Annotated in this window: 7 protein-coding genes; 3 read left to right on the top strand and 4 right to left on the bottom strand. The window is 67.1% G+C overall.

The features are described 5' to 3' along the window. The first annotated feature begins 61 nt into the window (after positions 1–61). Positions 62–2,413 carry a hypothetical protein gene (locus ACZ60G_RS38385; protein WP_465816783.1) on the top strand — a complete coding sequence of 784 codons (2,352 nt, stop codon included), beginning with the start codon at positions 62–64 and terminating at the stop codon, positions 2,411–2,413. A 344-nt stretch (positions 2,414–2,757) separates the two neighbouring features. Here ACZ60G_RS38385 and ACZ60G_RS38390 read toward each other — a convergent pair whose 3' ends face one another. Next, positions 2,758–4,212, bottom strand: a complete 1,455-nt coding sequence (locus tag ACZ60G_RS38390) for a class I adenylate-forming enzyme family protein (protein ID WP_465816785.1) — start codon at positions 4,210–4,212, stop codon at positions 2,758–2,760. A 340-nt stretch (positions 4,213–4,552) separates the two neighbouring features. On the opposite strand from ACZ60G_RS38390, the gene ACZ60G_RS38395 reads away from it, so the two are divergent. After that, entirely contained in the window at positions 4,553–5,149 is a 597-nt protein-coding gene (locus tag ACZ60G_RS38395; RefSeq protein WP_465816787.1) for a TetR/AcrR family transcriptional regulator, read from the top strand. A gap of 106 nt (positions 5,150–5,255) precedes the next feature. Beyond that, on the top strand, positions 5,256–6,512 hold the full coding sequence (locus ACZ60G_RS38400) for a cytochrome P450 (RefSeq protein ID WP_465816789.1): 1,257 nt from the start codon (positions 5,256–5,258) through the stop codon (positions 6,510–6,512). Positions 6,513–6,631: 119 nt separating this feature from the next. Here the strand turns inward: ACZ60G_RS38400 and ACZ60G_RS38405 are convergent, their stop codons facing one another. The 3 genes from ACZ60G_RS38405 to ACZ60G_RS38415 all read right to left on the bottom strand — a co-directional run bounded on the left by ACZ60G_RS38405 (position 6,632) and on the right by ACZ60G_RS38415 (position 23,094). Continuing rightward, the gene (locus ACZ60G_RS38405) at positions 6,632–7,990 is read right to left on the bottom strand and encodes a wax ester/triacylglycerol synthase domain-containing protein (protein ID WP_465816791.1); all 1,359 of its coding nucleotides are present in this window, start codon (positions 7,988–7,990) and stop codon (positions 6,632–6,634) included. Positions 7,991–8,126: 136 nt separating this feature from the next. Then, positions 8,127–9,056 (bottom strand): aldo/keto reductase, encoded by a 930-nt coding sequence (locus ACZ60G_RS38410; RefSeq protein WP_465816793.1) that lies wholly within the window; start codon positions 9,054–9,056, stop codon positions 8,127–8,129. A gap of 10 nt (positions 9,057–9,066) precedes the next feature. Beyond that, positions 9,067–23,094 (bottom strand): non-ribosomal peptide synthetase, encoded by a 14,028-nt coding sequence (locus ACZ60G_RS38415; RefSeq protein ID WP_465816795.1) that lies wholly within the window; start codon positions 23,092–23,094, stop codon positions 9,067–9,069. Positions 23,095–23,550: the final 456 nt, after the last annotated feature.

Genomic DNA, 23,550 nt, shown 5'->3' on the forward strand with positions numbered 1-23,550 from the left:
ATACGAATCACCCTGATCCCAAAGGGTTTTCGGTGTTCGACCACCAATTATGTTTGTATGCGTGTTCGGGCGATCGGATAGTCTCGTTGGCAAGCGGATCAGAGATGACCGGGCGGATCGCCCGAATGCGTTGTCGGACTTGGAGTTCTGGGATACGGCGCGTTGGCGGCCGCGTGCGGTGCTGCGCCGATGCGGGCACTGGATCGGCGCAACTCGGCTGCGCCGAATAGCGGCCCGGCTGCTGTTCGCCGTATTCGCACTCTTCGTTATTCCGATGACGGTCGGTGCGGTGGCGACGGCGCAGACGCGGACAGATACCACCGGGGCCTCGACGATCGATGCCATCGGCTGGATGGAGGTCCGGGATTCATCCGGAGTACCGCTGGCCAATTACGTTTTCACTACGAACCACGGCAATGTCCTGCACCCCGGGAATGCGGCGTTATCGACCATTCTCGATCTGGAATTCGCCGGGTTCATGGCCACCGAGGTCACCGGCATCTGGGTGATCCGCTATGTGGTGAGCTTCCGTTGGCTCGACCTCATCGCACAGCCGTTGACGCGGGTCGCAGACACCCTCTCCGGCCAAATCGCCACGCCGATCGTGCTGACACTGGCGGTATCGATCGGCGCATTCTTCGTCGCCTGGTTCGTAATACGCGGACACTTCTCCAAAGCCACTCTTCAGGTCGTGACAATGCTCGCGGTCGGTCTATTCGGCGTGACGTACCTGGCGCATCCGATGGCCGATGTGCTGTCCTCGGACGGGCTGCTCGCGCAGGGCCGCGACGTCGGTGTCGCGGTCGCCGCGGGTCTCAACGGCCAAGCGAACCCGAATACCGATGCGGTCGTCACTTCCATCGAAGGCACGCTCGCGGACAACTTCGTGCGATATCCGTTGCAGGTGTGGAACTTCGGCCATGTGGTGGATGAATCACCGGCCTGCCGCGCCGCATGGTCGGCCGCAGTTGCGGCCGGTAGCGATGACAAGGTCGCCAGCGGCATGAAGCGTTGCGGTGACATCGCGGCTTATACCAAGGCCGATAATCCCAATGCGGGTCAGATCTGCACCGGCCTACTATTGCTGATTTTCGCCGCCGTGCTGCTCATGTTCGGCGTATACCTCTCCGGAAAGATCGTGGTGGCCGCGGCCGAGGCGATCTATCACGCCTTCATGGCCATCTTCGGATTCGCCGCAGGCGGATTCGTCTACGGACCGAGCCAGACCTTCCTGGTGCGCAATCTGGTCGATGCCTTCGTCTCGACCGGGAAGATGATCGCCTTCACCGTCTATCTCGGCATTTACGCTCTCGTTCTGGGCGATGTGTTCAAACAGGCGCAGGGTCATGGCATCGCGGTGATCTTCATCGGTGGGTCGTTCATGCTCGTCGGGATCGTCTTGCTGCGCCGGATGAGCCGAAATCTTGCCGCCGCACCCGGCCGCATCGCGGGTCGGATCGGTGGTGTGCTCGCGAGTGGACATGCCGCCCCGGCCGGTGGTGGTGGCGGCGGGGGTCCCATGATGGGGTCGGGCGGCGGCATGTCCGGAAGCCAGCGGCTTGTGACCGCACTCGCGGCAATCAACACGGTCAACGCCTCGCCGGTAACCGAATACCTCATGGGCCGCAAACGATCACCGTTGAGCTCCCGCGCCGGGATGCGGCAGCAAGCAGAGCTGGCGAATATGCGGATGGCGGTGGAGGCGGATCGCTTCGGCTGGATCCGCAATTACTACCGCACCCGCGAGCAGATCATCGACTCCGCCAGGTCGGCCGCTGCCACTTACGGCCATACACCGATGGGTGCCGCCGTCGCGATCGATCGGGTGATCGACCGCGGGGCCAGCCTCGGCGATGCCGAAGCAGCTTTGTTCAGTGCCGGATTCAACGATAAGGAACTGCGGACCAACGCCATCAAGGCCTACAACTACCGCACGAGTTGGGGGCCGAATATGTGGGATGGCGACAAGCACATCGGGCAGGCCATTGCCTCGCTCGGTGTGCTCAAACTGGGCGAGACGCCGGCCAATGTCGCGTTGTTCAGGCGAACCGCGCACCGGCTCGCACAGCGTCGCTTCGCCGATCCCGATCTGCAGTTCAGCAGCTTCACTGCGCCGGAGCAGCAGTTCCTGCGCGATTACTTCGACAACCCCACCGAGCCGGTCATCCACGCCATTCGGGATGTCGTGTCGGGCACCGGGAATACGTTGCCCACCCTGACCGGCACCGTGACCCGAGAGCGCGCCGCGCTCATGAACAGGTTCATCAATGTGCATCTGAGTCGGGAGTACCTGGCGGCCGCCGAAGCCGAAGACTTCGCGGCGGCATCGGGAATCCTGCAGAAGATGGCACTGCCCGAATACTGGACCGGCAGCAGCACCCTCACGCCGTCGAAGGCGATACCGACCTTCTAGCGCCTCGCAATAACCGCGGCCGCAGGTTGATCGTGGCCCACTGCCCGGTGCTACCGCCAGGTACAGATGTGGCGCTGCGGCGGCCCGAAGCCCGCCGAGGGTAGTCGAATGGTGGTTCGATGCTGACTGACCAGCCACAATTCGACTACCGTCGGTGGTCCTCGGCCGAGGAAGCCGATCCCTGTGCGGGCTGCCCACCGACGGCCGTTGCTATGGCGAAGATGATGTCCGCTTCGACAAGCTTCCGAGCTCGACCCAAACCTGCCGGAAAGGCATGCTTCAGTCGGAATTCGCCGCGGTAAAGCCGTGCAGGACAGGATATTTCATCCGTCCGGTCGGTTTTTTCAGCCGACCTCGAACAACTGTGCCGCCATGCGACGGCTGGGTTTTCCGTTCGGCAGTTGCGGGAGCCGGTTCACCAGACGGAGCTGGCCCGGAATCTGGTGCTCGGCCAAGTGGGAGTGGCAGTGGCGCATGATGTCGCGCTTGGTGGTCTGCGAACCCTCGCGCAACTGGACGACGGCCGCGACGTCATCACCGAGATGCGGATGCGGCACCCGCGTCGCGAGTGACGAGACGACATCGGGATGTTCGTCCAGCGCGGCCTCCACATCGACCGGTGCCACCGCGTGGTCGCCGCGGTGCGTGATTTCGCTGAGCCGCCCCAGAATTCGCAGGCGCCCGTCTTCTTCCCGGCGCGCCACGTCACGCGTGCGCAGCCAGCCGTCCGTGGTGAAGGCCGCAGCGGTGGCGGCGGGATTGCCGACATATCTGCTGAACAGTGCGGTGCCGCGGACTTCCAGTTCGCGCCCGCCCGCGATTTCGTCACCGGCCAGACGGAATTCGACGCCGGTCGGGGTACCGACCGTCCCGGGCACCCGCTCCCACGACGGCGGATCGGCCGCCGCCTGATGGCTGGTTTCGGCGAGCTCCAGGGCCTCCACGACCGGGCAGTCGAGCAGCCGTTCCGCGCGCTCGGCCGCGAGACGGGACAGCGGGGCCGAGGCGGTGCGCAGAAAACGCATGCCGCGCGCCCGCTTTCGCGATGCCACCAGTCCCGCGGTGATACCGGCCAGCTGCATCGGCATCACGGTGAGCCAGGTCGGCGCCGCCGCATCCAGCAGCCGGTGCGTTTGGCGCGCCTCGCCCGCGGCGGGCAGCACCATGGTGCACCGGCTGCGCAGTGTCGCCATCAGGTTCGCGAACAGGCCGTGGCTCTGTGCCCACGGCAGCAGTGCGATAGTGCGGTCGTCCGGTGTGAGTGCGAAATGGTCTGCGACAGCGGCGATTCCGGCAGCGATATTGGCCTCCGACAGTGCCACCGCCTTCGGCGCTCCGGTGGAGCCGGAGGTGAACAGGATCAGCCGGTCGTCCTCGTGCACCGTGGGTGCGGGCACCGTCGGCATCCAGCCCCCGCGGCGCGCAGGCGGGGCCGGGATCCATTCCAGCTGTGCCGGGGGCTCGAACGGGTTGCGCCACAATAGCGTCGGCGAATCGATCGAAGCGAGGGTCGACGCGACCACCACCCGGGGCCGAGCCAGTGTAAAAATCTGCTGTTTCTCCCGCGCACTCAGCCGCGGATCAACCGGCGCGAATACCGCACCGATATTCCAGGCGGCCGACATTACGACGGCGAAGGCAGGCGAATTCGGTAGTTCGGCGACCACCACGTCACCCACACCCACGCCATTCTTCTTCAAACTCCGTGCGACGGTCTCGGCCCACGCCTCCAGCTGACCGAATGATAGGAGCGGATCGGCATCGGCGGAAACAAGAAACGGCCGATCGCAGGCATCCATCAATTGTCCTTCCGATGGCGCGGGGCGGTGTCCCACTCCCGTTGCGGAATTCGAGATTCCGCAATCGGGAGTGGGGTCACGAACGGCACCCATCGCAGGTCGCGGCAGCTTTCCCCGGCACCTCCCGGCAAGGGGGAACAAGAGGTGAGCAATGGAACCCGAAGGGCCGCGCGACCGACGCCTTTCCGCATCGTGACGCCTCCGGCACCACATCGAGGTCCAATTCTTAGCGGTGCCAGGGCAGAACAGTACCGCCACAACATCGCCGCCCGCACAATCCCCGTTCCCATTTTTGGGAACGCGACTTACGCTGCACTGTCTGGGATCAACCGGAGGGTGCATGTCTGATCAGTACGACCCCGTCGGCCGCAAAAGGGATGCGGCCGCAACGCGACTCGCCATTTTGGCGGCGGCACAACAACTGTTCGCCGAACGCGGCTACGAGCGCGCCACGGTACGCGAGATAGCCGCACGCGCCGGGGTGAATCAGGCGCTGCTGTTCCGGTACTTCGGCAATAAGGACGAACTGTTCCGCGCGTCGATAGCGGACCGTGGTCGGCGCGTGCTCGAGGAGGGACCTGCCGAAGCATTGCTCGGCCGCCTACTTGCACGCGCGCTGGAGCCGACCGGCTCTGCGGCACAGGCACATTGGCTACAGGCCGCGCTGCGCTCGAGCGGACATGACGAGGGCGCGGCGGCGGTGCGGCGGGAACTGGGCGACGAGTACGTGAGCGCGCTTTCCACACTCACCGATGGACCCGATGCCGAGTTGCGCGCCGATCTCCTGCTCGCCTGGCTGCTCGGCATCGGTTTGGTTCGCTCGGTACATCGCAGAGATCCGCTGGCCGGCGCCGATCCGGCCGCGGTTGCCGAGCATGTGCTGCGCGCCGCGCGGGTGCTACTGGAACGGGTGGATGTGAAATTTCCACCTACATAACAGGATTCATCCGTTGACGGGCCGACCTCCCCTTCCTACCATCAGTTGTAAGCACTCGCTTACATCGCTCGGGCACCTACCGTCCGCATAGCGGAAGGGAGATCAGATGGGGACAGCATCGCGCAGCGATTCGATGAGGGGTGGCGGTCGGGCGACGGGTGGGCCCGTCGACCACGAGGTACGGAGCTTCCCCTTCGGTACCCCGGTCCGCCTGGATATGGATCCGCTCTACGCGCGGTTGCGCCGAGAAGAGCCGATCAGCCGCGTGCGACTCCCCTACGGCGGCGAGGGCTGGCTGGTTACCCGCTACGAGGATGTCAAACAAGTACTCGCCGACCCGAGATTCAGTCGCGCCGCGGCGGTCGAGCGCGAGGATATTCCGCGCACCACACCGGAACCCGCGCGCCGCAATTCGCTGCTCAGCATGGATCCGCCGGAGCACACGCGGTTACGCAAACTGGTGGTCAAGGCGTTCACCGGCCGCCGGGTCCAGGCGTTGCGCCCGCGCGCCCAGCAGATCGTGGACGAGCGGCTCGACGAAATCGAGCGATGCGGGCCGCCGGCCGATCTGGTGCAGTTGCTCGCCTTGCCGCTGCCGGTCACCGTGATCTGCGAAATGCTCGGCGTCCCACCGCAAGACCAGCACCGCTTCCGGGATTTCTCCGATACGGTGCTGTCCACCACCGCATACACCCGCGAACAGATCAGCACCGCACGCGCGGGCCTGGAGGCGTATCTCACCGAACTGGTGGCTCAGCGTCGCGAGCAGCCGACCGACGATCTGCTCGGCGCACTGGTCGCCGCGCGTGATGACGAGGACCGGCTCAGCGAGGCGGAGTTGGTCAACCTGGGCATCGGCTTGCTCATCGCGGGCCACGAGACGACGGCCAATCAGATCGCCAACTTCACCTATGTGCTGCTGACCGAGCCTGAACACTGGGAATTGCTCTGCGGCAGACCAGAACTCGTCCCCAGCGCGGTGGAGGAACTGCTGCGCTACGTCCAATTGGGTGCGGGCGGTTCCTTTCCCAGAATCGCCACCGAGGACCTCGAGCTGGGTGGTATCGGAATCCGGTCCGGTGAGTCGGTATTCGTCAATACCCAGGCCGCCAACCGCGACGAGACCGTCTTCGACAACCCCGAAGACCTGGACCTGACCCGAGAACGCAACCCGCACATGGCCTTCGGACACGGCGCACACCACTGCCTCGGCGCACAACTGGCCAGGGTTGAGCTGCAAGTGGCGCTCGGATCGCTGCTGCAACGGTTCCCGACCCTGCACCTCGCCGTACCCGTCGACGAGGTACCGTGGAAGTCCGGTCTGCTGGTGCGCGGACCGAAAGCCCTCCCGGTGGCCTGGTAGCCCCGGATTGCTCCGGCCGCTCGCCCGAGCGTAGTGATATGGCGGTCGAATTCGCCGTGGGCGACCACCATTCGACTACGTTCGACGGAACCCCGGGCAGAAGCTATCTGGACACGGGACTAGTTACCGAGGGCGGCTGCGACTTCGTGGCACGACTCTCGGAGGAGGTCGCAGTAGTCGTCGAGATCCGGGACGATCTCGGGATCACACGCCACCGATACGGTGAAGGTGTCGCCCGCGCCGACGAACGAATGCGCCAAACCGATTTCCGGATACACCGGCGGCAGCATGCCCGCGAAGCGAAACGGCTTGCCCGCCAGTGACCATTCGGCGGTCGGCGCACAGCGAATGCTGGTGAGGATGGTGTGTGCATAGGCCGGGGCGTCAGGGTCGGCGGGCGCGAGCGTACCGAATCGCGTTCGGTAGGTGCGACTGGGCAGCAAGTCGATGAGTCCGAGTCGATTGAGTTCCCGGCGACCCGACGGCGAATCGCGGCGCACGCGAAGTGTGGCGTCGACCGCCCGTGCACGAGCGGCGAGGTCGGGCTCCGCAGCGGCCAGCTCGACCGCAGCGGCCCCGACGCAATTGACACCCATCACCGGCGCGTCGGGCACCGCGACGGTCACCAATACCGAGAGATCGTCAGGACACGAGCCATCCCGCTTTTCGAGATAGCGCTGCATGGCGCGGGATATCGCCGTCAGCCCGAGGGCCGTCACCGTGACCCCCGTGGCACGAACGGCCCGCAGTTCCAACGGAATCGACCGCATGGCGCGTCCCGGCCCGATCCGGCGATTGAGCACAGTAGCGGTGACCGGTGGCGTGTTCGGGCCGCTGTCGTCGTTTTCACGGGCGATCCGACGCATCTCACGCCGGACGCGGACGTTGAACCGCAAGGCCTGCGACGGCCAGCGCAGCGCACCGGCCACGGCGGCGAGCGCCGGGCGCGGGCGCCGCGTGGCCGGAACCTGCCCCTCGATCCGCAACGGCGCCGAGGCGAACAACGCCTCCGACAGCGATGTCATGGCCGGACCAGCCATCAGCGCATGACTGATATGCATCAGCACAACGGCACCCACGCCGCTCGGCGTCGCGATACCGGTCACGTTCGGAAATACGTGCAGCTGCCAGGCACTGACCCGGGCATCCAGCGGCTGCGCCAGAATGCGCCCGATCTCGTCCTGACATTGCGCCCAATCCAGTTGCGCCGCAGCATGCGTGACGACGTGGGCGTCGATCGGACTGTCGTCGACCACCCAGAACGGGTGCCCGAGTCCGCCGGGTACCTCCTGGATCCGACGGCGCAACGGTTCGAGCAGATCGGCCCGCGCACCGAAGTGGTCGGCGATATCGGCGGCGGTCAGCGGTGTGTCGCTGTTGTCGAATGCCCACCACATCGGCCAGTCGGTGCCCCGGCCCGAGCGGGCCAAGTAGTAATAGGCGGCGTCATTGGCCACCATCTGTGCTTCATACATCATGCTGCTCTCGTCGATCCGATTGCTGCACTATGCCATCCGCCATAGGCGATCACGTCTGCCGGAATCCACATCGGGTCTCGGCGCGACCGCTCCAACTCCCGGGTCCCCGGCCGCATCCCGGGGACCCGGCGCTTCCTCAGCCGCGCGACACTTTCGGCAGCAAGGAACGCCAACCGCGGGCGCCAACCGCTGCGGGGGTACTCACCGCGGACAGGGCGGCGAATTCGTCGTCGGTGAGGGTGATGGTGGCGGCGGCGGTGTTCTCCTCGAGATGCGCCACGCTGGAGGTGCCGGGAATGGGCAGGATGACCGGCGAGCGGCGCAGCAGCCAGGCGAGCGCGAGTTGGGACGGGCTGGCGTCGTCGCGCACGAGGCTGTCCAGCGGACCACCCGGACGCGCGAGATCGCCGGTGGCCATCGGGAACCAGGGGATGAAGGCGATGTTGTTGGCCTCGGCGTATTCGAGTACGTCCTCCGCGCTGCGGTTGGCGAGGTTGTACTGGTTCTGTACCGAGACGATATCGGCGATCTTGCGGGCCTTGTCGAGCTGAGCGACGGTCACCTCGGAGAGGCCGATATGGCGGATCTTGCCCTCTTGCTGCAGCGAGGCCAGCTCGCCGAGCTGGTCGGCAAGCGGCACCTGCGGGTCGATCCGGTGCAGCTGGAAGAGATCGATGCGGTCGACGCCGAGATGACGCAGGCTCAATTCCAGCTGCTGGCGCAGATATTCGGGGCGGCCGATCGGCACCCACTCGCCGGGACGGGGCCGGGCCAGCCCAGCTTTGGTCGCGATGACCAGGTCGTCCGGATACGGATGCAGTGCCCGGCGGATGAGAGTTTCGCTGACGAACGGACCGTAGGAATCCGCGGTATCGATGAGGGTGATACCGAGTTCGACGGCACGACGCAGGACGCGCACGGCCTCATCCGGATCCTTCGGGTCGCCCCACACACCGTCACCGGTCAGCTGCATTGCGCCATAGCCCAGGCGCGTGACCGGTAGGTCACCACCGAGGGCGAAGGTGCCCGAGGCAGCGGCGGGACGGGACTGGGCTTCGGCGGTCATGCTTTCCTCTCTACAGCTGAACGTCGCTCGGGGCGGGGAAGAAACCCGCATCGATGAAGGACCTGACATAGGCGTCCAGGGCCGCGGCATCGATGGGCGGGCAGTGGATACCGTACTGCGCCAACTCGATTCGGGTGTCGGTGTCGTCGACGGCAGCCGCGGCCCCGCCGTAGTTGCCGCTGACCAAGGCGGCGCGCACCAGCGAATCGTCGCCGGTCGCATCGCGCGCCGCCGCTTCCTCGGCCAGTTTGGTCGCGATCTCCTCGATCGATGCGATCTCGATCGGAATCCCGTGCCTGCGCAGGGCTTCGAAGATATCGCCGATCGCCACCGGACGAGCGTTCACCAGGTGGTAGGCCGCGCCGACCGGCGACTGATCCGCCAGCGCGACGATGGCGCCCACCACATAGTTCACCGGCACCAGCGACATGGTGGCGTCGCCGATTTCCGGGGCGAGTCCGAGAATGGCGGCCGCCCGGATCATGTTCCAGAACGAGTCGTCGACGCTGTTCACTCCGAGCCGCGGATCACCGGACACGGTGCCCGGACGGTAGATGGTCACCGGCACACCACGTGCACCGGCCTGGCGGATCAGTTGTTCGGCGACCCATTTACTTGCCACATAACCGTTTCCGGAAACCTCGTCGACGTGCAGTTGCACATCCTCACGGGCGATGAAATCCGGTGCGGGCGCATTCGGAATCACGGCATTGACCGTAGAGACGAAGTGCACGGGTTTGATCCGGCCCGTGGTCGCCAGCCGCAGCACCTCACGAGTGCCCGACACATTGGCGGCGCGCAACCGCGCGTACGGCTCGATGTGATTGACACGAGCTCCGTTGTGGTAGATCGCATCGATCTGCTCGGCGAGCCGGGCCCAGTCGGACTGGTCGAGGCCGAGTCCGGGTGCGGCCAGATCACCTGCGACAGCGACGATTCGACCCTGATAGGCATCGTCCCAGATCCGGTACAGCTGCATGGCGTCGCGAATCCGCTTATAGGCCCGCTCGCTATCGTCGCCGCGCACCAGGCACCAGACCGTTGCCCCGGTGCTGGACAGCAGTTCCCGCAACAGATGCACACCGACGAATCCGGTTGCGCCGGTGAGCAGTACGTCGCGCGGGGCCTCGGCACGAGCCGGTGTGCGACCCGCCCCATCGATCTCCGGTTCGAGCACGGCGTCGGTGGTGATCGTCGCGGTGTCGGTGCCCGGGACCACGGCCGTCGGCTCGTCCGGATTGTCGAGACGGGTGGCCAGGCCGCGCACGGTGGGCGCAATGAACAGTGCCGCCATCGGCACATCGCTACCGAGCCGGGTGGCCAACGCGCGCTGCAGTGTGAAGGCGAGCAGCGAGGTGCCGCCGAGATCGAAGAAATCGTCCTCGGCTCCGGCCCGGGCGATGCCGAGCACCTCGGCGAATACCTCGGCGACGGCGCGCTCGGTATCGGTCGCCGGTGCGACGAACTCGCGGGCGCGCAGGACCGGCCGCGGCAGCGCGGCCCGATCCAGTTTGCCGCTGCTGTTCACTGGGAAGGATTCCAGGACCATGATCGCCGAGGGCACCATGTAGCCCGGAAGCACGTGTGACAGCGATTCGCGCAGGGAATCGGCTTCGAGGTCGGTTACGGGCACCACATAGGCGACCAACTGATCGCCGGTCTCCGACTTCGCCACCACGACGACGGCCTGGGCGACGGACGGATCGGCCAGGAGCGCGGCCTCGATCTCGCCCAGCTCGACCCGGTGACCACGGATCTTCGCCTGGAAGTCCGTGCGCCCCAGATATTCCAGAACCCCGTCGGCGCGGCGACGCACCAGATCACCGGTCCGGTACATCCGCGCACCCGCCGGGCCGTGCGGGTCGGCGACGAACCGATCCGAGGTCAGGTCGGCACGACCGAGGTAGCCGCGCGCCAATTGGCTTCCTGCCAAATACAGTTCGCCGACGACACCGGCGGGTACGAGATGCAGCCGGGAATCCAGCACATAGGTGCGGGTATTCCACAGCGCCACACCGATCGGCACCGTCAACCGGTCGTCGATGGAGGCGGGCCGATACGTCACCGATACCGCCGCCTCGGTGGGGCCGTACAGGTTGTGCAGTCCGGCATCCGACAGTGCGGCGAAATCGGCGACGGTGTTGGGCGGCAAGGCCTCACCGATAACGAAAACCGCACGCAGTGACGCCAATTGGTCCACCCGCGCAGCGGCCAGGAAGACCTGCAGTACCGACGGAACGAAATCGGTGACCGTGACCTGGTGGGTCGCGATCAGTTCGGCGATATAGCCGGGATCGCGCTGTCCGTGCGGTGCCGCGAGCACCAGCCGCGCGCCGACCCACAGCGGGGCGAAATAACCCCACAGCGATACGTCGAAGGTCGTGGCCGTCTTCTGCAGATAGACATCCTCGGCACCGAACCCGTACTCCGCCACCATCCATTCGATCTGGTTGGTGATCGCGCCGTGCGAGACCATGACGCCCTTGGGCCGACCGGTCGAGCCAGAGGTGAACAGCACGTACGCCGGATGATCGGCGTGCAGCGGCGCACGCAGCTCGCCGAACTCGACCGGCTCACCGGAGTATTCCGACAGCTCGAGGGAGTCGATATCGACGACGGGAACTCCCGTGACGGGTACCGAATTGCCGTCGGTGGTCAGCACACAGACCGGCTCGGCCGTGGCCACCATGTACCCGATCCGGTCGGCCGGATGGTCGAGGTCCAGCGGCAGATACGCGCCGCCGGCGGTCAGCACCGCATACATCGCGGCGACCAGCTGCGGAGAACGCGGTATCGCCAGCGCCACAACGGATTCGGGACCGACTCCCTGCGCGATCAGGTACCTGGCGAGGCGGTTGACACGCTCGTCGAATTCCCGATAGGTCCAAGCGGTCTCGTCGTGCACGACGGCCACCGCATCCGGTGTCGTCGCCACGGCACGGCGGTAGCCGGTCAGCAGGTAATCCGCCGAAACCGGGTGCGCGGTATAGGCCGCATCCGAGAGCAGCGCGGCGCGTTCGGTCGCATCGGTCAGCTCGATCTCGCCCAGCACCACACCGGGATCGGCGGCGATGGCGGTGAGCAGGCGCGCGAACCGGTCCACGAAACCCTGCACGGTGGCGGGATCGAACATATCGGCGGCGTAGGTGACCATGCCGCCGATGCCCAGCGGCGTGCCCGCCTCGTCGTAGGCGTCGCCGATATACCAGTGCAGATCGAACTGCGAAACCTCGACACCGATATCCAGGCTCGCGACAGTCAGCCCCGGCAGTTCCAGTGCGACGCGGTCCAGGTTCTGGAACGACAGCCCCACCTGGTACAGCGGATGCCGCGATGGCGAGCGCACCGGGTTCAGCACGTTGACCAGCCGCTCGAACGGCACATCCGAGTTCGCGAAGGCCTGCAGATCGGTCTCCCGCTGCCGCGCCAGCAGTTCGGTGAAACGCGCGCCGCCGTCGTATCGGGTTCGGAATACCAGGGTATTGATGAACATGCCGATGACGTCGTCGAGCACGGCGTCGCCGCGTCCGGCGGTCGGCGTACCGATGGCGATATCGCTGGTCCCGGACAAGCGCGCCAGCAGCACGGCGAGTGCGGTGTGCACGACCATGAACACGGTCGCACCCTGGGCCCGCGCCAATTCGGCCAGCGCGCTGTGGGTTTCGGCGTCGATCCGCACCGACACCTGGCCACCGGCGAAGGACCGCACCAGCGGCCGCGGCCGATCCGAGGGCAGGTCGAGCTGCTCCGGCAAGCCGGCCAATTCCTGCTGCCAGTACCCGATCTGCTTGGCCGCCAACGATTCCGGATCGTCCTCGGCACCGAGCAGTTCACGCTGCCAGATGGCGTAGTCGGCGTACTGCACCGGCAGCGGGGTCCAATTCGGCGCCTGTCCGGCGCTGCGCGCCACATACGCGGTCATCAGATCGCGGGCCAGCGGGCCGATCGACGAACCGTCGCCCGCGATGTGGTGCACGACCATGGCCAGCACGTATTCGCGCCCACCCGCACCCTCGCCGAGGTCGAACAGGCTGACGCGGACCGGCACCTCGACGGTGAGATCGAAGGCAGTCCGCACCATGGTGGCCACCGCATCCACGATTTCGGCCGGGTCGATGGCCTGGACCAGCATCGGCGGAATCGCCTGCGCCGCAGGCAGGATCACCTGCACCGGGCCAGCATCGATGGGCGGGTAGACCGTGCGCAGGATCTCGTGGCGGGTAACCAGATCCCCGATCGCCGCCCGCAGCGCCTGCGTATCGACGGCACCGGTCAAGCGCACCGCCATCGGCACGTTGTATGCCAGAGAGTTCGTATCCAAGCGGTTGAGGAACCACATGCCCTGCTGCGCCGCCGACAACGGGATCCGCTCCGGCCGCGGACCCGCGATCAGCTCCGGACGGTCGCTTCCGGCCTCGTTCTCACTCAGCCTGGCCGCGAGCGCGGACACCGACGATGCCTCGAACAGCAGGCGCACCGGAACCCGGGTATCGGATGCGGCGCCCAGCCGCGCCGCCAGCCGGGTGGCGATCAGCGAGTTGCCGCCCAATTCGAAGAAGTCGTCGTCGGCGCCCACGGGTGTCGCGGGCGCGAGCAATTCGGTGAATACGCTCGCGACCAGCTCTTCCCATCGCCCGGACGGGGCACGGTATGCCCTGGTATGCAGCACCGGCGCGGGCAGGGCGGCACGGTCGAGTTTGCCGACCGGGGTCAGCGGAATCTCGTCGAGCACCATGACGGTAGTCGGCACCATATGCGCGGGCAGGCTGTTCGCGGCGAATGCGGTGAGTTCGTCCGCATCGGCCACCGCACCGGCGGCGGCATGCACATAGGAGACGAGAATGGTTGCACCGCTGGCGATTTCGTGTCCGATGGTGACCGCGAAGTCGACGGTTTCATGCGCCGCGAGGACGGCATCGATCTCGCCGAGTTCGATGCGGAAGCCGCGGACCTTGACCTGGAAGTCGTTGCGGCCCAGATATTCCAGCGCACCGTCGACCGTCCGGCGGACCAGATCGCCGGTCCGGTACAGCCTGGCGCCGTCACGGTCGAACGGATTCGCCACGAACCGGGCGGCGGTCAGCGCGGGGCGCTCATGGTAGCCGCGGGCCACCTGCGCGCCGGTGATGTAGAGCTCGCCGACGGCGCGGTCCGGCACCGGCGAGAGCCGATCGTCCAATACGTACTCGGTGATGGCGCGGATCGGCCCGCCGATGGTGACGGTCTCCCCCGGCACCAGCGGCGCGCTGATATTGGTCATGATCGTGGTCTCGGTCGGCCCGTACCCGTTGTAGAACTCGCGGGTACGCCGTCCGGCGATCGGAATCGTCCAGCGCCGCACCAGCTCCGGCGGGCAGGCCTCGCCACCGGCGATGACGACACGGAGCTTGTCCAGGCCCGCCGGGTCGACGGAAGCCAGCGCCGCGGGCGTGATGAACGCATGCGTCACCCGCTCCCGGCGCAGCAGCGCGGCCAGCTCCTCGCCGCCGTAGACCGATGGTGCGGCCACCACCATGGTCGCGGCGCCACCGATGGCCAGCAGCAGTTCCAGCACCGACGCGTCGAATGACGGCGATGCGAAATGCAGGGTGCGCGAACTGCTCGTCACCCGGTAACGCTCGCGCTGTTCCTCGCAGAAACTCGACAAACCGGCCTGCGTGACGACCACGCCCTTGGGCTTGCCGGTCGATCCGGAGGTGTAGATGACATAGGCCGGATGTGTGGCGCGCAACGGCCGCAACCGATCCGCATCCGTCACCGGATCGGCGCTGTAGTCGTCGAGCCGCCGATCGATATCGTCGGCATCGATGGTCAGCCACTGCACCTCGTCGGGCAGGTCGGCGCCGATCTCGGTGACCGTAAGTCCCAGCACCGCATGCGAATCGGCGATCATGTGCCGGACCCGCTCGGCGGGATAGTTGGGATCCACCGGGACGAATCCGGCGCCGGTCTTGGCGATCGCCCACACCGCGAGCACGGACTCCGCCGAGCGCGGAATGCCGATCGCGACCAGATCCTCCGGGCCGATGCCACGGTCGATCAGCAGTCGAGCCAGCCTGCTCGAGCGTTCGTCGAGGTCGACGTACTCCCATTCGGCCAGTTGCTCGGTGGCATCGGCGAAGATCACCGCGACACCGTCCGGATTGGTATCAACGGCATCGGCCAACAGCTGCGGCAGCAGCGTGACCTCTTCGGCCGGGACCGGTTCGGCGGTCCGGACGGGCGCGGCGAGCGCCCGGTCCCGTTCGGCCTCGTCGAGGATGTCGATGGTACCGACGATCACCTGCGCGTCGGCGGCGACCGCGGCGAGGATCCGCTCGAATCGACGGCCGAGGCCCACGATGGTGGCTTCCTCGAAAAGGTCTGTCGCATAGGCGAAGCCGATGACCAGCTCGTCCGGCGTGCCATCGTCGTGCTGGCGCGCCTCGACGATCACCTGCAGGTCGAATTTCGCGACGATCTCACCGGTATCGACGGCCGAAACCGTCAGGCCGGGCAGCTCCAGTGTCGGCTGCTCGATGTTCTGGAACGACAGCATCACCTGGAACAGCGGATTAGCCGAGACGGCCCGGGCGGGCAGCACCTCCTCGACCACCCGCTCGAACGGAATCTCCGCATTGGCGAAGGCGGACAGGTCGGTTTCGCGGACCTGCTGGACGAATGCCGCGAACGGGGCATCGCGATCGACATCGGTGCGCAGGGTCAGCGTATTGACGAACATGCCGACCAGATCGTCCAGTTCGGCCGAACCACGACCCGCGATCGGCGTGCCGATCGCGATATCCGAGCCACCCGAAAGCCGCGCCAGCAGCGCGGCCAGCGCGGCATGCACGACCATGAACAGCGACGAATTGTGCCGGCGCGCAAGGTCGGCCAGCGCGGCGTGCGCCTGCGCGGGCACGGCGATTTCGGTCGCCGCACCGCGCATCGATGCCTGCGCAGGACGCGGGCGGTCCAGCGGCAGCCGCGCGGTTTCGCTCACACCCGCCAGCTGTCGCCGCCAGTAGGCCAATTGCTGTGCGGCAATGGAGTTCTCGTCGTCTTCGGTGCCGATGACTTCGCGCTGCCAGAGCGCGAAATCGGCGTATTGCACCGGCAGCGGAGCCCAACTCGGGGCGATCCCCACGGTGCGCGCGAGGTAGGCGGTCGCCAGATCCCGCGCCAGCGGCGCCAGCGAGACACCGTCCGCCGAAATGTGATGCGTGACGAGGACGAGCAGATGCTCGTCGCGCGCCGGGTCGGAGAACAACCGGATGCGCACGGGCGGATGTTCGGTGACATCGAATCCGGCGGACAACAGTGCCGCGACCCGGTCCGAATCGGCGGTCGTCTCGACCTCCAGTCCGTTCGGCAGCGTTTCGGCCACGGACAGGATCTCCTGGCGCGGCGTCGCGTCCGGGCCGTCGACCGGGAACCGTGTGCGCAACGCCTCGTGCCGCTCCAGGACATCCGCGACGGCCGCGCGCAATGCGGGCACGTCCAGGGTGCCCGTGAGCCGGATGGCGAACGGCAGGTTGTAGGACGGGGATTCGGTGTCGACCTGGTTGAGCACCCACATCCGATGCTGTGCCAGCGACAGCGGGATGCGCGCCGGTCGCACGGCCCGTGTCAACGGCGGCCGATCCGCGTGCTCGGAATCCGGCACGATACGCGCCGCCAAGTCGGCGACCACCGGTGCGTCGAACAGCGTTCGCACCGGCACCCGCGCGCCCAACGCCGCACTCAGCCGGGCTACGACCTGGGTGGCGACCAGTGAGTTGCCGCCCAGGGTGAAGAAGTCGTCGTCGGCACCCACCCGGTCCACACCGAGCACCTCGGCGAACACACCGGCCACGATTTCCTCGAGCGGGGTGGACGGCGCGCGGAATTCCCGGGCGGCCAGAGTCGGCCGCGGCAGCGCCTTGCGGTCCAGCTTGCCCGCGGTACTGAGCGGGAACTCGGCAAGCTCCACGATGGTGGCCGGAACCATGTACTGAGGCAGGGTGCCCGCCAGCGCGGCACGCAGCGGCTCCACCTCGAGGTGCGCGCCGGGCACCGGGACCGCGTAGGCAACCAACTGGTCGCCGAGTTCGGTGGGCACCACCAGGACAGCCGCCTGATTCACCGACGGCTGCGCCAGCAGCGCTGCCTCGATATCGCCGAGTTCGATGCGCTGTCCGCGCAGTTTCACCTGGAAGTCGGTGCGGCCCAGGTATTTCAGGACACTCGGCGCGCTCCAAGCCACCAGGTCGCCGGTCCGGTACATTCGCTCGCCCGTTCCGAACGGGTTGGCGACGAACCGTTCCGCGGTCAGATCCGCACGCCCCAGATAGCTGCGGGCCAGCTGATCACCGGCGATGTAGAGCTCACCGGTGACCCCGGCGGGCACCGGCCGCAGGCGGGCATCCAATACGTACAGGCGACTGTTCCAGACCGGCGATCCGATCGGCAGGCCACCCTGATCGTCAACAGTCGCGAGCCAGGTGGTGACGGCGACCGCGGTCTCGGTCGGCCCGTACACGTTGAGCACCGACGCGTCACAGACCGCGCGCACCGCGGCTACGGTCTCCGCGGGCAGCAGCTCGCCGCCGACGATGATGTGCCGCAGCGTCGGAAGCGTCCCGACGGGCGTGTGGGCGGCGAACACCGCGAGCATCGACGGCACGAAGTCGGTGACAGTAACCTGCTGCGCCGCAATGGTTTCCGCGATGTACGTGGCGTCGCGATGGCCGTCGGGTGTGGCCATCAGCAGCTTGGCGCCGAGCCGCAGCGGAATGAAGTAGCCCCACATCGATGCGTCGAAGGTGAAGGCGGCCTTCTGCAGGTACACATCGTCGGCATGCAGCGGATAGCGGGACTGCATCCAGGCCAGATGGTTGCCGATCGCCCGGTGCGAGACCGCGACGCCCTTGGGCCGTCCGGTGGAGCCGGAGGTGAACAGCACATACGCCAGGCTCTCCGGGCGCACCGGCCGCAGCAGTTCCCCGGCCGCCAGCGGGGTACCGGCGAATCCGTCCAGATCGGCGGTGTCGATGTGCAGCAACGGAATTCCGTCCGGCACCGGCACGGCGTCCGCGGTCGTGGTGAGCACGCACACCGGCCGCGCCGCGGTCAGCACGTGCTCGACGCGGTCGGCCGGATGATCCGGGTCCACGGGCACGTACGCACCACCCGCGGTGAGAACCGCGTACATGCCGACGACCAGATCCAGCGAGCGCCGGACCGCGAGGCCGACCAGCGATTCCGCGCCGACGCCCTGCGAGATCAGCAGGCGGGCAAGGCGGTTCACCCGCTCGTCGAGTTCTCCATAGGTAAGTTCGGCGCCCTCGTAGGCCACCGCGACCCGATCCGGATGCGCCGACACCGCGCGCCGGTAGCCGTCCAGCAGCAGCTCCGGTTCGACCGCATGACCGGTATCGTTCCACTCCAGCAGGATTCGATCCCGCTCGGCGTCGGTCAGCATGATGTCGATATCGCCGACCAGGGCCGCGGGTTCGCCGACCAGCGCGTCGAGCACCCGGATCAGCCGCGCGGCAAGGGTTCCCACCTCATCGGCGGTGAACCCGCCACCGGCATACCGCCACGTCAGCTCGATCGTCGACGCCGCGATCGCCACCAGCGTCAGCGGGTAGTGCGCGCCGTCCTCCATACCGACGGCCCGCACCGACATGCCGTCGATGGAATCGGCGGCGGCGATCGCCTCGCGGTCGATCGGATAGGACTCGAAGACCAGCAGGGTGTCGAATTGCGCTCCGGCACCAGCGATCCGCTGGATGTCGGTGAGACCCACATAGTGGTGGTCGAGCAGACCGGCCTGTTCGCGCTGCAGCGACTGCAGGAACTCGCCGACCGCGAGCCTGCCATCGACCCGCACGCGCACCGGCAGCGTGTTGATGAACAGACCCACCATCGACTCGACGCCGGACAACTCGGCCGGACGGCCGGACACCGTGGTGCCGAACACCACGTCATCGCGACCGGTGAACCGCCCGAGCAGGATGCCCAACGCCGCCTGCAGCACGGTGTTCACGGTGACGCCGAGTTCGGCGGCCAGCTCGGTGATCCGGCGGGTGCGCTCGGTGTCGATCTCGGTGACCACCTTGCCGCCGCCGTGGCCCGCGACCGCCCGCGATTGCGGGGCGAGCAGCGTCGGCTCCGCCACACCGGACAGCGCCTGTTCCCACGCCCGCAGCGACGCCTCCCGATCCCGACCGGCCAGCCAGCTCAGGAAGGTGCGGTAGGAGGGCACCCGCGGCAGCGCGGACCGATCGCCCCGAGTCGCATAGAGCACCAGCACATCTCGCATCAGCAGCGGCATCGACCAACCGTCGAGCAGGATGTGGTGGGTGGTGATCACCAGATGCCACTGATCCGTGCGATACAGGGTGAACCGCATCAGCGGCGCGGCCGACATATCGAAGCCGGTCTCCCGCTCCGCGGCCACCTGTCGCCGCAGTTCGGCCAACCGCTCCGATTCGGGCAGATGCGTCAGATCCACTGCCCGCCAAGGCACTTCGACCCGATCCAGGACCACCTGCACGGCGCGGCCGTCGACGCCGGCGACGAATGCGGTACGCAGATTCGGATAGCGGTCCAGGATGGCCTGGGCCGCCGCCCGCAGTCGCTCGGCGTCCACGTCGCCGCCCAGGTCGACCGTCGCCTGCGAGGTGTAGACGTCGATACTCGACTCGGCGAGCTGCGCGTGGAACAGCAGACCGGACTGCAACGGCGAGAGCGGCCACACATCCGACAGCGCCGGGTAATTCCGTTCCCACACTTCGATATCCGACTGGCCGACCGTGACCAACGGCAGATCCGACGGCGTCAGCCCACCGGCATCCGGATGCCGCGCGTGCTCGGCCAGTGCGTGCATCGCCGCGACCCACAGATCGGCGAACTCCTGCACCCGCTCCCGCGACAACAACCCGCGCGGGAAGGCGAGCGACGCACCCAGCTGCGGTCCGTCCGCACCGTCGGTGACGATCGCATTGATGTCGATCACGCCGTTCGCGGGCATATCCGGATCCATCTCGGCATCCAGCTGCCCCAGATCCGCGACCGGCACCCAGCCCAATGCACCGAGCTGCGCCGGAATCTCTCCCGTCGCCATCCGACCCAAATAGTTGAAGCTGATCTGTGCGGCGCCGCCCAGTTCGGCGGCGGTGCTCAGTTGTCCGGCGGTCTCGGGGTTCAGGTAGCGCAGCAGGCCATAGCCGAGTCCCTTGTCGGGGACCGCGAGCAGCTGCTCCTTCACCGATTTCACGATGTCGCCCAAGGCTTTTCCGCCCGCGAACGCCTCGGCGAGGTCCACGCCCCCGAGATCGAGCCGGACCGGGTACGCACTGGTGAACCAGCCGACGGTCCTGGACAGATCCGCGCCGGAGACGATCTCCTCTTCGCGGCCATGGCCTTCCAGCTTGATCAGCGCGGTGCCGCCCGCGCTTTCGCCACGCCACTTGCTCACCGCCAGCGCCAGCGCCGAGAGCAGGCCGTCGTTGACACCACCGCGATACCGGCCCGGGATCGCGGTCAGCAGTGCATCGGTCACCTCGACGGGCAGCGTCACCTCGACGCGATCGACGGTGCCGAAGGTGTCCACCGCCGGATCGAACGCACGCGCACCCAACAACGGGTCTTCGGTGCCCGAAACCTGTTGCCAGAAGGGCAGTTCCGCAAGCCGCGCCGGATCCTGCGCCGCATCGCGCAGGGCGTGTGCCCAGCGCCGCATCGAGGTTCCGTTGGCGGGCAACGCCACCTGCTGCCCCGCCGCGAGCTGCGACCACGCCATCGCCAGGTCCGGGATCAGAATCCGCCAGGACACCCCGTCGACCACAATGTGGTGCGCGACGACCAGCAAGACATCACGACGGCGACCACCCTGCGGGAAAGCGAACCAGACGAACTGCACCATCACCGCGTTCGCCGGATCGAGGCGGCCCAGCGCCGCGTCGTATTCGACACTCGCCCGCCGCGACAACTCGGCATCGTCGATATCGGCGGGCACCTCGACCCGATGCACCAGTGCGTCGACGTCGACCGCGCCGCGCTCCAAGGCCTCGAAGGTCCGGACGGTATCCGAGGTGGCTTCACGCAACCGAGCGCGCAGCATGTCGTGGTGATCGAAGACCGCGCCGATGGTCGCGACCAACGTCTCCTGATCGATGCCATCGGGCAGCCGCAGCGCCATCGTCTGCGAGAACCGCCGATACGACGACTCGGTCGGCAGCATAGCCGCCATGATCGGCAGCAACGGCAGCTCACCCACCCCGCCGCCGGGCAGCTCCGCCAGCCGCTGCTGCTCCACCGCATCGGCCGATCTGGCGATCTCGGCCAATGCCTCGACCGTGCGATGTTCGAACACCTCCGCGGCGGTGAAAACGACACCGCGCGCCTTCGCCCGCGAGACCAGCTGGATCGACAGGATCGAATCGCCACCCAATGCGAAGAACGAGTCGTCCCGGCCGACGCGCTCGACACCGAGCAACCCGGCGAATACCTCGGCGATGATTTCCTCGACCGGCGTCTCGGCGGCACGGAATGCGCGCGGGGCGAAGACCGGCTCGGGCAGTGCCGCACGGTCGAGCTTGCCGACCGGGGTCAGTGGAATCTCGTCGAGCACCACGAAGGCTGCCGGAATCATGTACGCGGGCAGTGACTCTCCGAGGAATTCGGCGAGCGCCTCGGTGTCCACAACGGCCCCGGTCCTCGGCAGCACATAGGCCACCAGTGCGGTCGCACCCGAGGGCAGCGTCTTGCCGAGGGTCGCCGCGAAGTCGATATCGGGGTGGCCGGTGAGCGCGTTGTCGATCTCGCCGAGCTCGATGCGGAAGCCGCGAATCTTCACCTGGAAGTCGGAGCGACCCAGGTACTCGATGACGCCACTCTCTTCGGTGCGCCGCACCAGATCTCCGGTCCGGTACAGCCGCGCGCCCGGGTTGCCGATATCGGCGCCGAACGGGCTGGCCACGAACCGTTCCGAGGTCAGCCCCGGCCGCCCGAGATACCCCTGTGCCAGCGCGGGACCCGACAGGTACAGTTCGCCGATCACCCCGGCGGGCACCGGGCGCAACCGCGCGTCCAGGACGAACGCACCGACACCGGCAATGGCCGTGCCGATCGTGATGGGCTCGCCCGGCACCAGCGCCGGGGTGCCGGTGGCGAGAATCGTCGCCTCGGTGGGGCCGTAGCCGTTGTGGAACGCTCGCTCGCCCGCCCAGCGGCCGACCAGCTCGGTGCCGAATTTGTCACCGGCCACCACGACGACCCGCAGCTCGTCCAGACCGTCCGGATCCACCGATTCCAGGGCGGCCGGGGTGATGAGCATGTGGCTGACGCGCTCGCGCCGCAGCAGATCCGCGAGTTCGGCCCCGCCGAACACCGAAGGCGGCGCGATCACCAAGGTCGCACCGGCGGAAAAGGCCAGCAGGAGCTCGAGCACCGAAACGTCGAAGTTGGGCGAGCAGACATGCAGGACCCGCGACTCCCCGGTCACCGCGTACTGCTCGCGCTGCGCGGCGACCAGTCCGGCCAGGCCGCTGTGCGAGACCACGACGCCCTTGGGCCGTCCGGTCGATCCCGATGTGTAGATGACGTAGGCGGGGTGCCGCTCGTCCAGCCGACGGACCCGGTCGGCGTAGGAGATCGGATGGGCCGGGCGTTCGGCGATGCGCCCGGCGTGCGCCGGGTCGTCGAGTTCGATCCAGTCCACACTCGTGCCGAGCACCGAGCGGTGAGCCGTGGTGGTCAACCCGAGGACGGCACCGGAATCGGCGAGGATGTGCGCGATCCGGTCGGACGGATATCCGGGATCCACGGGCACGTATGCGGCGCCGGTCTTCGCGATCGCCCACACGGCGAGCACGGACTCGATGCTGCGCGCGATACCGATCGCCACCACATCGCCCGCGCCCACACCGTGTTCGATGAGTTCGCGCGCCAACCGCGACGACGACTCGTCGAGTTCGCGATAGGTCAGCTGTCTGTCATCGGACGGATCGCCCGAAGGGTTGAACCGGATGGCGACGGCATCGGCGGCGGACTCCACAGCGGCCGCGAGCAAATTTCCGAAGAGTAGACCGACTCGGCGACGACTACCACGTGCGGAACGACGATCCCTTGCCATTTCCGGTACTACACCTCTCACCTATTGCGCGCCTAAAGACCGCACCCGCATAATGGAACGCACGTACTTCACTACCGGACCGCTATACCGCCGCGAGCCAAGCGTTCGAGTTTACAAGAGCGAACTCGTCACATATCCCCTAGAGCGGGAATCTGTTACGACATCGTTCGAAGAAACGCGATCGGCCTCACAACGCGGCCCGTAACAGCCTAGGTGAAGGTCGCTCACGACGTTTCCCCCCTCGGCCACAACCCTCGCGTTAGTACGGTATCGCTATCACGGCAATGGCTCGCGACCACATGCGACCGGCCTGGTTGCCACCATCGAACGTGATTTCCGCGACATTTTCGCGAAAACAGCCTCGAGACTGGCTGTCGACGTGATCGCTGTCAC

The sequence above is a fragment of the Nocardia sp. NPDC102475 genome (genome assembly GCF_055584605.1).